Origin of the sequence: Streptomyces arenae (assembly GCF_022343545.1) — a bacterium.
Classification (GTDB): Bacteria; Actinomycetota; Actinomycetes; order Streptomycetales; family Streptomycetaceae; genus Streptomyces; species Streptomyces humi.
Genome location: NZ_JAKQYH010000070.1, coordinates 167,202 through 179,946, shown reverse-complemented (window position 1 = coordinate 179,946; position 12,745 = coordinate 167,202). Strand labels below are relative to the sequence as shown.

The following is a 12,745-nucleotide window of genomic DNA, read 5'->3' as shown; positions in this document are numbered from 1 at the left end:
TCCGCCGGCGCGCCGTCGGATCCGGGGCGGTTCCGGTTGCGGATCACCGGGTCGCCGTGCCGGGAAAATCGGTTGCCTCGGGGCGGGTCGGGCGGCTGAATGGCGGTCATGGCCGACATCCATGGGTCGTACGACGAGTTGTTCGCCGCTGTGCCCCGGTTTCTGTCCGGGCTGCTGGACGACGGGGACGTGGGAGGTGCCGTCGCCGTCTTCGTGGACGGGGCTCCCGTGGTGGACGTGTGGGGCGGGTTCGCCGACGCCGGGCGGGCGCGGCCGTGGGAGCGGGACACGATCGTCAACGTGTTCTCCGTGACGAAGACGATAACCGCGCTCTGCGCGCTCGTCCTGGTCGACCGGGGTGAGCTGGAGCCGGACGCGCCGGTGGCCCGCTACTGGCCCGGGTTCGCCGCGGCCGGCAAGGAGAACGTGCTGGTGCGGCACCTGTTGTCGCACACCGCCGGGCTGCCCGACTGGGAGGGGCCCATCGAGGAGCTGTACGACTGGACGGCCGCCACGGCGCGGCTCGCCGGCCAGGCCCCGCGGTGGGAGCCGGGGACCGCGGCCGGCTACCACTCGCTCACCCAGGGGTTCCTGGTGGGTGAGGTGGTGCGCCGGATCACCGGGCGGACCGTGGGCGAGTTCTTCGCCGCCGAGGTGGCCGGGCCGCTCGGCGCCGACTTCCATGTCGGGCTGGGGGCCGAGCACGACGGGCGGGTGGCGCTCACCGTGCCGCCGCCGGGGGCGGACGAGGACTACACGGCCAGTGCGCCGGGCCGGGACGCGACGGCGCCCTCCGCCGCCACCGCGCTCCGGGTCCGGGACGGCAACAGCCTCGCCTGGCGCCGGGCGCAGATCCCCGCGGCCGGCGGCTTCGGCAACGCCCGTTCGGTCGCCCTGGTCCAGTCCCTGCTGGCCTGCGGCGGAACCGTCGGCGGAGTGCGGGTGCTGTCCCCGGAGGGCTGCGAACGGGCACGCGAGGTGCAGTTCGAGGGCATGGACCGGATCCTCGGCATGCCGTGCCGGTACGGCCTCGGGTACGGCCTCTTCGGCAACGCGCTCGGCTGGGGCGGCTGGGGCGGCGCCCTCGTCTGGGTCGACCCGGAGGAACGGCTGGCGATGGCCTACGTGACGAACCAGATGCGCGAGCCCGCCGCCGACAACCGCGGTGTCGAACTGGTCATGGCCGCCCAGGACGGCCTCAAGGGGCTCCGCGCCTGATCCGCCCCGGCCCGTCGGTCAGCCGCCGCTGCCGTAGGGGCGGGTGAGGATCTCCAGCCGGTGGCCGTCGGGGTCGTCGAAGTAGGTGCCGCGGCCGCCGTCGTTGTGGTTGATCTCGCCGGGGCGGCTGTGGTGCGGGTCGGCCCAGTAGCCGATGCCGGCCTCCCGGACCCGGCCGAAGATCGCGTCGAAGTCGTCCTCGGAGACCAGGAAGGCGTAGTGCTGCGGCGGGATCTCGCCGGGGCTGTCCATGTAGTCGAGGGTGACGCCGTTCGGCAGTGCGACGGGGACGAACGGACCGTATTCCGGGCTGACTTCGAGACCGAGGATGTCGGCGAGGAACCTCGCCGACGCGTGCCTGTCGTGAGCGGCGACGATGGTGTGGTTCAGGTTCACGGTCATCGTGGGACCTCCTCCCGTCCAACGTACTCCCGGCACCGGTTAAGGTAAGGCTTGCCTTAGTCGATGATCGGGAGGGCCAGTCGTGCGTGCGTCGAGATCGAGGGCCGTCCTGGCCGTGTCCGCCGTGTCCGTGGTGGGCGCCCTGCTGGCCGGCTGCGGCTCCTCCGCCACCGGCGACGACCGTGCCGCCGCCCACGCCGACGGGGCCGTGAACAAGGTCGCCGGCGCCTCCGAGGGCCCCGCCGCCGCACCGAGCGCCCTCGCCGACGGCATGGGCTCCGACAACGCCACCGACGGCAACTTCCCGCGTACGGTGACCCACTTCGAGGGCAGCACCACCATCGGGGCACGGCCGGAGCGGATCGCGGTACTCAGCACCGGCCAGCTCGACGACCTGCTGGCCCTCGGCATCGTTCCGGCCGCCGGCACCCGCGCCGAGAACGCCGGCCTGGTCCCCGGCTACCTCGCCGAGGCCTTCCCGCAGTACAAGCGGAAGCTCGCGGCGATGACCGACGCGGGCACCCGCCAGTCCCCCAACCTGGAGTCCCTGGCCGCCGCCAGGCCCGACCTGATCCTGGTCAACGACTCGCTCGGCGACCTCTACCCCCAGCTGTCGAAGATCGCGCCCACCGTGGTCACCGCGGGCCAGGGCATCAACTGGAAGCGCGACCTGTTGCTGGTCGGCGACGCCGTCGGCAAAGGGCAGCAGGCACGGGAACTCCTCGACGGCATCGTCCGCGGCGCCAAGGCGAGCGGGTCGGCCCTGAACGGCTCCACCACCGTGTCGATGGTCCGCTTCACCCCCGACCGGACCCGGATGTTCGGCGTCTCCTCCTTCACCGGTTCGATCGCCGTCGACATGGGCCTCGCCCGCCCCGCGTCCCAGCGGTTCACCGCCATCTCGCAGGACATCAGCGCCGAGAAGGTCGACACCGCCGACGGCGACTGGATCTTCTACTCGGTGCAGGGCGACCCCGCGAAGACGGACGCCGGGAGCACTCTGGCGGGCCCGCTCTGGAAGTCGATGAAGGCGGTGCGCGCCGGTCACGCCGTCCAGGTCGACGACGACCCCTGGTACCTCAACGCCGGCCCCACGGCCGCGCGGCTGGTCGTACGACAGCTCGCCGAGCACCTCCGGTAAGTGCGCCGCGCCCTCGTCTGGCCGACAGCCACCCTCGCGGTGGCCGTCGTCGCCGTGCTCAGCCTCGCCGTCGGCACCCGTGCCGTGCCGCCCGCCACCGTGTTCGACGCCCTGCTGCACGGCGGCACCTCGCCCGACGCCCTGGTCGTACGGTCCCTGCGGCTCCCCCGCACCGGGATCGGCCTCACCGCGGGCGCCGCGCTCGGCCTCGCCGGAGCCACACTCCAGGCCGTCACCCGCAACCCGCTCGCCGACCCCGGCATCCTCGGACTGAGCCAGGGCGCGGCGGCGGGCGTCGTGCTGGCCATCGTCCTCGGGGGCGCCGCGTACGGCTTCGGGGCGTACGTCTGGTACGCCTTCACCGGCGCGGTCGTCGCCGCGTGCCTGGTCTACGGCGTCGCCGCGCGCGGCCGGGGCGGGGCGTCGCCCGTGAAGCTGGCGCTCGCCGGCACCGCCCTGTCCGCGATGACCGCGGGCGCCACGACGGTGGTCCTCACCTCCAGCTCGGCGACCCTCGACCAGTTCCGGTTCTGGCAGGTGGGGGCGCTCAGCGGCCGGGACGCGGGGACGGTCGTACGGATGCTGCCGTTCCTGGCGGCGGGCGCCGTACTGGTCCTGTCGTGCGCACGCGGTCTCGACGCGCTGGCCCTGGGCGACGAGACGGCCCGCGCGCTCGGGCACCGGGTGCATGTGGTCCGGGGGTGCGCGGCGCTGGGCGCGACCCTGCTGACCGCCGCCGCGGTGGCCGCGGCCGGCCCGATCGCGTTCGTGGGCCTGGTGGTGCCGCATCTGGCACGGAGGCTGGTCAGGAGCGGCGGGTACGGACGGGTGCTGCCGCTGTCGACGCTGCTGGGAGCGGGTCTTCTTGTGGCCGCCGATGTACTGGGCCGAGTGGTGCGGGCCCCCGCGGAGGTGCCGGCGGGCGTGATGACGGCGCTGGTGGGGGTGCCGGTACTGGTGACCCTGGTACGAAGGAAAGGCACCGCGACGTGAGGCACACCCGGGGTAAGGGCTGGCGGGCGGGGACGCTTACCGGCGCTGACAGAGTGCCGCCCGCGCCCACCCGTGCCGCCCAAGCGGCACGACTGCCCGCGGCTCAGACAGAGGCGCGAGTGCAGCGCCCCGCCAGGGGCGCGGGGAACTGCGCGACAAGCCCCCACCGGCCCGCAGTCGCCGTGCTCCGGTCCCGCTGGCTCGCAGTCACCGTGCACCGCCCCCGTCGGCTCGCAGTCGCCGTGCTCCGGTCCCGCCGGCCCGCAGGGGCGTACGTGCTCCGCCCTCACCCCCGCTTCTCTCTGCTCCTGCACAGGCGGTCGCCGGCTGTTGTCCTCGGGCTGCTCGTGCTCCTCGCCGCCGTCATGGCCGCCTCCGCCTCCCTCGGCCAGACCTACGTCCCGCCCCCGGACGTCTGGCGCACGATCCGCGGCGACCAGACCCCGTACGCCCTGGTCGTCGGCGAACTCCGCGTCCCCCGTATCGTCCTCGGCGCCCTCGTCGGCACAGCCCTCGGCCTCGCCGGAGCCCTCGTGCAGACCGTCACCCGGAACCCGCTCGCCAGCCCGGATGTCATCGGCGTGGGACACGGCGCCGCCGCCGCGACCGTGGCTGGAGATCCCGGTGGGTGCGCTGACCTCCCTGGTCGGCGGTCCCTGTCTGCTGTACCTGCTGGGCCGCGGACGGGCGCGCTGACTCAGATCGTCGCGGTGTCGATCACGAAGCGGTAGCGGACGTCGCTGTTGACGACCCGCTCGTACGCCTCGTTGATCTGGTCGGCGCTGATGAGTTCGATCTCCGCGCCCAGGCCGTGCTCGGCGCAGAAGTCGAGCATCTCCTGGGTCTCCGGGATACCGCCGATACCGGAGCTGCTCAGGCTGCGGCGGTTGCCGAAGACGGAGGAGAGCAGGATGTGCACGGGCTCCTCGGGAATGCCGACGTTGACCATCGCGCCGTCGGTGCGCAGCAGCGACAGGTAGGCGTCGAAGTCCAGCGGGGCCGACACCGTGTTGAGGATGATGTCGAAGGTGCCCTTGAGCTCCTCGAAGGTCTTCGGGTCGCTGGTCGCGCGGTAGTGCGTGGCGCCCAGCTTCAGGCCGTCGTCCTTCTTGCGCAGGGACTGGGACAGGACGGTGACCTCGGCGCCGAGCGCGGCGGCGATCTTCACGCCCATGTGGCCCAGGCCGCCGAGACCGACGACCGCGACCTTCTTGCCGGGACCGGCGTTCCAGTGCTTGAGGGGGGAGTACGTGGTGATGCCGGCGCACAGCAGGGGCGCCGCGACGTCGAGCGACAGGCCGTCCGGGATGCGGACGACGTAGTTCTCGTCGACGACGATCTTCTGCGAGTAACCGCCGTAGGTGGGCTGCCCGTCCTTGCCGACGGCGTTGTACGTCCAGGTGGGGCCGCCGCCGGTGCAGTACTGCTGGAGACCGGCCTTGCAGTTGTCGCACTCGCGGCAGGAGTCGACCATGCAGCCGACGCCCACCCGGTCCCCGACCGCGTACTTGGTGACACCCGGGCCGACCTCGGAGACGACGCCCGCGATCTCGTGACCGGGCACCATCGGGAAGATCGCCGTACCCCAGCCCTCGCGGGCCTGGTGGATGTCGGAGTGACAGATACCGGCGAACTCGACGTCGATGAGCACGTCGAACTCGCCGACCGCGCGCCGCTCGATCGTGGTCCGCTCCAGCGGTGCCTTGGCGGCGGGCGCGGCGTAAGCAGCAACAGTGGACATGAGGGGGGTTCTCCTAGGGATGACGTCGCACCCGGCTGCCTTCTTCCGTTCCGGGCACGCTTCCAGCCTGCCCCACGCTACGTCCGTCACCCAGCCCCCGCCTCTGCGTACGTCCGCTGTGCCTACCACTGGCGGGGTCAGGTTCCGGTGCGTACGACCATGAATACTGGAGGTATGGAAGACCACCCCCTGCCCGCCTCCCCGGCCCCGGACCGGCCGGCCCTCTCTCCGTCCCTCTCCCCGTCCCTGGACCGGCGTGCCGAGCTGAGCGAGTTCCTGCGCAGCCGGCGGGCCCGGCTGCGCCCCGCCGACGTGGGGCTGCCGGACTTCGGGCGGCATCGCAGGGTGCCGGGGCTCAGGCGGGAGGAGCTGGCGCAGCTGGCCGGGGTGTCGGTGGCGTACTACACGCGCCTGGAACAGGGCAACGGACGGAACGTGTCGGCGGAGGTGCTGGATTCCATCGCCCGCGCGCTGCGGCTCTCCGACGCGGAGCACGCGCACCTCACGCATCTCGCCAAGGGCAAGCAGCACAAGAAGAAGCCGTCGGGGCGGCCCCAGCAGGTGCGGGCGCCGCTGGCGCAGCTGCTGGACGCGATGGAGGGCGTGCCCGCGTACATCGTGGGGCGGCGCTCGGAGATCCTGGCGTGGAACCGGCTGGCGGCGGCGGTCTTCGGCGACTGGGCGGAGCTGCCGGCCGCGGAGCGCAACTGGGCGCGGCTGACGTTCCTGCGTCCCGACTACCGTGATCTCTTCGTCGACTGGGAGCAGAAGGCCATCGACATCGTGTGCCAGCTGCGGATGGACGCGGGCTGCTATCCCGACGACACCCGGCTGTCCGCGCTGGTGGGCGAACTCTCCGTGAAGAGCGAGGAGTTCCGTCGGCTGTGGGCGACGCACGACGTCAAGGAGAAGAGCCACGGGCTGAAGCGGATGCACCACTCGCTGGTGGGTGAGCTGTCGTTGAACTACGAGTCGTTCCGGATGCCGGACGACACGGACCAGGCCCTGGTCACGTACCACGCGGAGCCGGGTTCGGCGTCGGCAGAGGCGCTGCGGCTGCTGGCCAGCTGGGGCCGGGACGCGACCCGGGTCCCGTCCGCCCCCTGACCTCCCCGCACGGGGAACGGCCCGCCGGAAGCCGCGCTTCCGACGGGCCGCTCGCCGAAGGTCTACTCGGCGGCTGACGCGCTCACTTGGCGTAGTACGCGTTGTAGATCGAGATCGTCGACCGGTTGCCCTTCTTGTCGGCGATCTTGGCGTGGAACGAGACGGCCTTGCCCTTGGCCGGGTTCTTGACGGTGATCTTGCCGTGGCTGACCGTCAGCTTCTTCCAGGTCCGGCCGTAGTCGTACGACACGTAGACCGTGAGGGACTTCAGGTTGCGGCCGGCGGCCGAACCCTCGACGGTGACCGGGAAGGTGACCGTGCTGCCCGCCGTGACGCGGCTGTCGAGACCGGTCTTGGCGCCGAAGTGGACGGTGGAGGCGGGCAGCTTGGCCGGTATGCCGTTGCTCGGCTTCTTCGAGTGGAAGGTCCAGCTCGCGTCGATCCGGGTGGAGGCGGCGGCGACCTTGACCGAGCGGATGACCGAGGTGGTCAGCTTGTACTCGGCGTCGCCCGACGGCACGGTGAACATGCCGTCGCCGAACAGCGGGTCCTTGTTGGAGCCCACCTTGGTGCCGTTGCGGTACAGGGTGGTGTTCACCGACAGGAAGTCGGAGGACCCGGGGTGCTTGGCGCTGTCGGAGAACAGCGGCACGATGCCGTAGATCTGGTTGCCGTCACGGTAGAGCCCGTACTCGGACGTGAGGTGCGGGCCGAACACGGCGGTGTTGAAGGTGTTCTGGTAGGTCTTGCCGGCCTGGTAGGCCTTCGCTTCCCCGACGGTGTAGTAGGCGTCGGCGACCGGGAAGCCCTGGGCGTCGTGGGAGCCGAACTGCATGGCGTCGAAGGCCCACTGGGCGTGGTCGACGGTGGAGAGGTGGAAGGTGCGGGAGCCGGGCAGCTTCTGCTCCACGGCGTCGCCCATGACGACGTCCTCGCCGACGACACCCCACGGGGAGACCGCGCCGGTCTTGCCCGGCGCGGACGCGCCGACCGTGTTCCTGACCGTGGCCAGCTCGCCGGCCTTGAAGTGCCGGACCTTGCCGGCCTGGAACTTCCTGACCAGGGCGCTGGTGGCGACGTCGTACTCCTCGTCGGCGCCCTTGGTGAACTGGCCGCTCCAGGTCTGGGTCAGGCCGTCCGTGACCTCGCCGCCCAGCGGCGCGGTACGGATCTTGTCGAAGGTGTCGAAGCCGACGCCGAAACCGACGCCCGCGGGGTCGTACATGTAGTCGATGGTCGCGGAGTGCGGCTCGGCCTGCGCGTCCGGCACGGTGATGTCGGACGCCTTGGTGGTGCGGGCGTCGACGGTGACCGTGAGGTCCCTGGTCACGCTCAGCTTCGGCTGGACCAGCCAGTCGAGACCGCCGTCGAAGGTGGTGAAGTCCTTCGCGATCCAGGCGTCGAGCAGGTACGTGCCCTTCGGCACCCGGATCGTGGTGGTGCCGGAGTCGGACACCGGCACGTTGATCGCACGGCCGTTGCCGAGGCCCGCGTAGCCGACCAGAGCGGTGTTGTAGACGCCGGTCGGGTTCCCGTCCTGCCCGATGTGCTTGACCGTCACGCTGTACGACTGCACCTCACGCTGGACCGCGGCCGCCGTACGGACGGTCTGGCCGCCGCCGGTCGCCGTCACGTACGCCGAGTAGCCGCCGTCGAGCGTGCCGCCCAGCTTCGTGTTGACGGTGACGTCGACGGAGGCGGTGCCGCCCGCCGGGACGGTCACCTTGGTCGCGCCCAGCTTGAAGAAGCCGACCGGGGCCGCCGCGCCCTTGGGGTCGGTGGCGGTCGCCGCGAGGCTGAGGGTGACGTCCTTGGTGCCGAGGTTGCGGTAGGTCAGCTGCTTGGTGACCGGGGTGTCGTCGGTGTGCGGCCACTGCTGCACACCGAAGTTGACCGACGACGGCTCGGCGAGCACGGTCTGCTTGATGGCCTTGTCGACGGCGATCCGGCCCGTGCCCTGCTGGAACGGCGAGTACTTGCCGCCCTTGGCGGAGCCGGTCAGGGCCTCCTTCAGCTCCTGGTAGCCCCAGTCCGGGTGCTCCTGCTTGAGGATCGCGGCGGCGCCCGCCACGTGCGGGGTGGCCATCGACGTACCGGAGATGGTCAGGTAGCCGGGCGGGTTCTCGCCGACCTCCTGGTCGATGACGCTGCCCTTGGCCGCGGCGGCGGTGATGTCGACGCCCGGCGCGGTGACGTCCGGCTTGAGGGAGCCGTCGGCGGCGGGGCCGGTGGAGGAGAAGTCGGCGAGCTTGTCGTCGCCGTCGACCGCGCCGACGGTGAGCGCGGACTCGGCGCTGCCCGGCGAACCGATCGACTCGGGGCCCTCGTTGCCCGCGGCGATCGCGAACAGGATGCCCTTCTCCTTGGAGAGCTTGTTGACCTCGGCCTCCAGCGGGTCGATCTCCGGGGAGTCGTAGCCGCCGAGGCTGAGGTTGACGACGTCGGCACCCTCGGCCGCCGCCCACTCCATGCCGGCGAGGATCCCGGAGTCGTCACCGGAGCCGGTGTCGTCGAGGACCTTGCCGTTGAGGATCTTCGCGCCGGGTGCGACACCCGTGTACTTGCCGTGCGACTTGGCGCCGGTGCCGGCCGCGATGGACGCGACGTGCGTGCCGTGGCCGAAGTGGTCGGAGGCGTCGGCGGCGGTGGTGAAGTTCTTGGAGGCGACCACCTGGTCCTTGAGGTCCGGGTGGGTGGTGTCCACACCGGTGTCCAGGACGGCGATCTTGACGCCCTTGCCGTTGTACCCGGCCGCCCATGCCGTGGGTGCGCCGATCTGCGGCACGGACTTGTCGAGGCTGGCCTTGCGGACGCCGTCCAGCCAGACGTGCGCGATGCCGGCGGCCGCCTTGTCGCCGTCGGTGACGGCGTCCCACAGCTCGGGTGCGTCCTTGACCGGGGTCTGCACGGCGTCCGCGTTGAGCGCCTTGAGACTGTGCCGCAAGGTGCCCGCGTCCCGGACGTCGGCCCTGGCCGCGGAGGCGGCACCGGTGTAGCCGACGATGACCTTCAGGCCGCTCCGCTGCGCCCTGCGGGTCGCGGCCTTGTTCAACTCGGTGACGTCGAACAGCCGTTGGTCCAGCTTCCCGGAGGCCACCAACTGCACGGCGTCACCGGGCACGACGAGGGTGTGTCCGTCGGTCTTGCTGATCCGGAACGGTATGTGCTCGCGCCCCTTCGCCCGGTCCAGGCCGACGACGCGACCCTTGGCGTCGAGGGCGACCCGGTCGCCGGTGATCAGAGTGACGTGCTGCTTGCCGGTGAGCGAAGAGCGGGCCGCGGCGACGGCCGAGGCGGCTCGCGGTTCCGGCTTCGCCGACGCCGGGCTGGTCATGCCCGCGGCGAGGGCGACGGCTGCGGCCGTGGCCACGGTGGCCCCGGCGGCTCTTTTCACTTGTCTGCGCAAGACTCCCCCTGGGAGACGGTGTGCCGGGCGAATTCCCCGTTCACCCGGCCGGGGGAAGTCTCGTACGCACATACGTCAACCCCCCGGAACACGGAGTATGCCGGGGGGTGATCAGCTGCCTCAATAGATGAGAGACCAGTAAGAAGAGCGCGCGGGATTTGTTACCCGCCGGGGCGGACACCGTTACACAACCGCGCGGTCAGGCAACGGATTTCGGTGTTATGCGCCGGCGTTCTCCTTGACGGTGATCTTGCCCTTGCGGATGGTCGCGAGGCGCGGCGCCTTCTTCGCGATCGCGGAGTCGTGGGTGACCATGATGAAGGTCAGCCCGTGCTCCTTCCACATGCGCTCCAGTACGTCCATGATCTCGTCGCGCATGCCCTCGTCGAGGTTGCCGGTGGGCTCGTCGGCGAGCAGCACCTTGGGCTGCTTGACCAAGGCCCGGGCGATGGCGACGCGCTGCTGCTGGCCGCCGGACATCTCGCCGGGGAGGTGGCCGAGACGCTCGCCGAGACCGACGGACGTGAGCGCCTCGGCGGCGCGCGCCCGGCGGTCCTTGGCCTTGACGCCGAGGGGGACGAGGGCGGTCTCGACGTTCTCCTGGGCGGTGAGCGTCGGGATCAGGTTGAAGGACTGGAAGACGAAGCCGATGCTCGCGCTGCGGACCGCCGTGAGCTTCGTCTCGGAGAGCTTGGCCAGGTCGGTGCCGTCGAGGACGACCTCGCCCGAGGTGGGGCGGTCCAGGCCGCCGAGCATCTGGAGGAGGGTGGACTTGCCGCCTCCGGTGGGGCCCTGGATGACCAGGCGGTCGCCGTCGGCGATGGTGAGGTCGATGCCGTCGAGGGCGCGGACGGTGTCCTTGCCGCGGCTGTAGACCTTGGTGACGTTTCTGAGTTCGTACATGGAGGCTCCTGGTTTCCTTCGGGGTGGTGCGGTGCGTTGTCGGCCGCGGGTTGGGTGGGGGCTGGTCGCGCAGTTCCCCGCGCCCCTTACGGGGCGCTGCAGTCACGTCAGCTACATAGCTGCGGGCAGGCGTGCCGCAGGGCGATGGGGGTCCCCCCGCTCGAGCGAAGCCGAGAGTGGGGGAGGGTGGGCGCAGCGGCACCCCGCGAGCGCGGGCGAGCGAAACCCCCACCCCGGTCACGACCGGCGTCTGCTACTCGACGCGCCTGAGCGCATCCGCCGGGCGCAGACGCGACGCGCGCCAGCCGCCGAACGCGCCCGCGATCAGGCCGCCGGCCACCGCGAGGGCCACCGCGAGGACGATCGTCGTCACGCTCACCGGAGCCGTCAGGGCGACCTCCAGGGTCTTCGCGGTCGCCCGGCCGGGGCCGAAGCCGCCGCCACCGCCGCCGAACCCACCGCCCCCGCCGGGGCCGCCGCCCGCGTTGCCGCCGCTGCTGCCGAGGGAGGCCTCCAGGGTGGGGCTGATCTCGGTCACGACGTACGCGCCCGCGAGGCCGAGCGCGATCCCGAGCGCGCCGCCGACCAGGCCGTTGACCATGGCCTCGCCGATGACCTGCCGGGTGACCCGGCCGGACTTCCAGCCCAGCGCCTTCAGGGTGCCGAACTCGCGGACCCGGCGGGAGACCGCCGAGGAGGTGAGCAGACCGGCGACCAGGAACGCGGCCACCAGCACCGCGATGGACAGCCACTTGCCGACGTTGGTGGCGAGGCTGGAAGCGGTGGAGAGGGAGCCGGAGACCGTCTTGGCGAGGTCGGCGGACGTGGTGACCGTCGTACCCGAGACGTTCTTCTGGATCGCGCTCTTGACGGTGTCGATCTGCTGCGAGTCGGTCGCCTTGACGTAGATCGTGGTGACCTTGTTCTTCTCACTGGCCAGCGTCTGCGCCTGCTGGAGCGGGATGTACAGGTTGGCCGCGGAGTCACCGGAGTTGGCGGTGGCGATGCCGATCACCTTGAACTTGACGCTCTTGATGGTGACCGTGGAACCGACCTTGTACTTCTTCTGCTTGGCGTAGGCCGAGTCGGCGACGACGACCTTCGCGTTCGCCTCGCTCGACTTGAAGGTACGGCCGCTGGTGATCTTCGACGAGGTCAGCGGGCCGAGGTCGGCGTTGGCGACGTCGGTGCCGAACACGCTGTAGCTGTTGACGTCGAAGTCGGCGCCGCCGCCGCGGACCTCACCCTGCGGGGCGCCGGAGCTGCCGCCGCCCGGGAAGCCGCCGCCGTTGCCGCCCGAGTTCTGGTCCTGCTGGAACTGGCCGCGGGTGAACTGACCGCTGATCTTGACCACGTTGAGGCTCAGCCCGCCGACCGCGGTCGAGACACCCTTCTGGTCGGAGACCTTGGTGACGGTCGAGGAGGCGAGGGTCGTGAACCCCTGCACCATGACGCGGTCGCTGCTCTGCGTCTTCGCCGAACCGCTGTTCTGCGCGTCGAAGTTGAAGCGTGGACGCTGAGAGCTGCTGGTGGTGGCGGAGGCGGCCTTGGTGACCGTCATGTCCGTGCCCAGGCCGTACAGCGACTGGAGGACCTTGTCCTGTGCCTTCCCCATGCCGGAGGACACGGAGGTGACCACGATGACCAGTGCGATGCCCAGCGCGAGGCCGGAGGCGACGACGAGAGCCGCCTTTCTGCGGCGGCGCAGTTCGCGCCTCAGGTAGGTGAAGAACATGACCGCAAGGTAGGGACGCACCGTGATGGCTCGATAAGGCCGAAATAAGAGAAGCATGAGAAGGCTGTGGCGGACCCCAGAAATACCGGTGCCGCCCCT

Annotated in this window: 10 protein-coding genes; 5 read left to right on the top strand and 5 right to left on the bottom strand. The window is 71.2% G+C overall.

Annotated features, from left to right (window positions below; genetic code table 11):
- Window positions 1-108: 108 nt before the first annotated feature.
- Window positions 109-1,218, top strand: coding sequence for a serine hydrolase domain-containing protein (locus MB828_RS33815; protein ID WP_301651502.1), 1,110 nt, complete (start codon window positions 109-111; stop codon window positions 1,216-1,218).
- Window positions 1,219-1,236: 18 nt separating this feature from the next.
- On the opposite strand, the gene MB828_RS33810 is transcribed toward MB828_RS33815, so the two are convergent.
- Window positions 1,237-1,620, bottom strand: a complete 384-nt coding sequence (locus MB828_RS33810; protein ID WP_301651501.1) for a VOC family protein — start codon at window positions 1,618-1,620, stop codon at window positions 1,237-1,239.
- Between the two features lie 82 nt (window positions 1,621-1,702).
- Between MB828_RS33810 and MB828_RS33805 the strand changes: the two genes are divergently transcribed.
- The 3 genes from MB828_RS33805 (at window position 1,703) to MB828_RS33795 (ending at window position 4,485) form a co-directional block, all read left to right on the top strand.
- Window positions 1,703-2,761: an ABC transporter substrate-binding protein gene (locus MB828_RS33805; RefSeq protein ID WP_301651500.1), complete on the top strand. Its 1,059-nt coding sequence runs from the start codon at window positions 1,703-1,705 to the stop codon at window positions 2,759-2,761.
- Window positions 2,762-3,754 carry a FecCD family ABC transporter permease gene (locus tag MB828_RS33800; protein ID WP_301651499.1) on the top strand — a complete coding sequence of 331 codons (993 nt, stop codon included), beginning with the start codon at window positions 2,762-2,764 and terminating at the stop codon, window positions 3,752-3,754.
- Between the two features lie 275 nt (window positions 3,755-4,029).
- Window positions 4,030-4,485 carry an iron chelate uptake ABC transporter family permease subunit gene (locus tag MB828_RS33795; RefSeq protein ID WP_301651498.1) on the top strand — a complete coding sequence of 152 codons (456 nt, stop codon included), beginning with the start codon at window positions 4,030-4,032 and terminating at the stop codon, window positions 4,483-4,485.
- Here the strand turns inward: MB828_RS33795 and MB828_RS33790 are convergent.
- Window positions 4,452-5,495, bottom strand: a complete 1,044-nt coding sequence (locus MB828_RS33790; RefSeq protein WP_133025589.1) for an NAD(P)-dependent alcohol dehydrogenase — start codon at window positions 5,493-5,495, stop codon at window positions 4,452-4,454. The two genes, MB828_RS33795 and MB828_RS33790, sit on opposite strands and share 34 nt — an antisense overlap.
- A 174-nt stretch (window positions 5,496-5,669) precedes the next feature.
- Here MB828_RS33790 and MB828_RS33785 point away from each other — a divergent pair, with 174 nt between their 5' ends.
- Window positions 5,670-6,602, top strand: coding sequence for a helix-turn-helix domain-containing protein (locus MB828_RS33785; protein ID WP_133025590.1), 933 nt, complete (start codon window positions 5,670-5,672; stop codon window positions 6,600-6,602).
- Window positions 6,603-6,684: 82 nt separating this feature from the next.
- Here MB828_RS33785 and MB828_RS33780 read toward each other — a convergent pair whose 3' ends face one another.
- The 3 genes from MB828_RS33780 to MB828_RS33770 form a co-directional block, all read right to left on the bottom strand.
- The gene (locus MB828_RS33780) at window positions 6,685-9,936 is read right to left on the bottom strand and encodes a S8 family peptidase (protein ID WP_430381468.1); all 3,252 of its coding nucleotides are present in this window, start codon (window positions 9,934-9,936) and stop codon (window positions 6,685-6,687) included.
- Between the two features lie 291 nt (window positions 9,937-10,227).
- The gene (locus MB828_RS33775; protein WP_133025592.1) at window positions 10,228-10,911 is read right to left on the bottom strand and encodes an ABC transporter ATP-binding protein; all 684 of its coding nucleotides are present in this window, start codon (window positions 10,909-10,911) and stop codon (window positions 10,228-10,230) included.
- A gap of 253 nt (window positions 10,912-11,164) precedes the next feature.
- Entirely contained in the window at window positions 11,165-12,646 is a 1,482-nt protein-coding gene (locus tag MB828_RS33770; RefSeq protein WP_301651496.1) for an ABC transporter permease, read from the bottom strand.
- Between the last annotated feature and the right edge of the window lie 99 nt (window positions 12,647-12,745).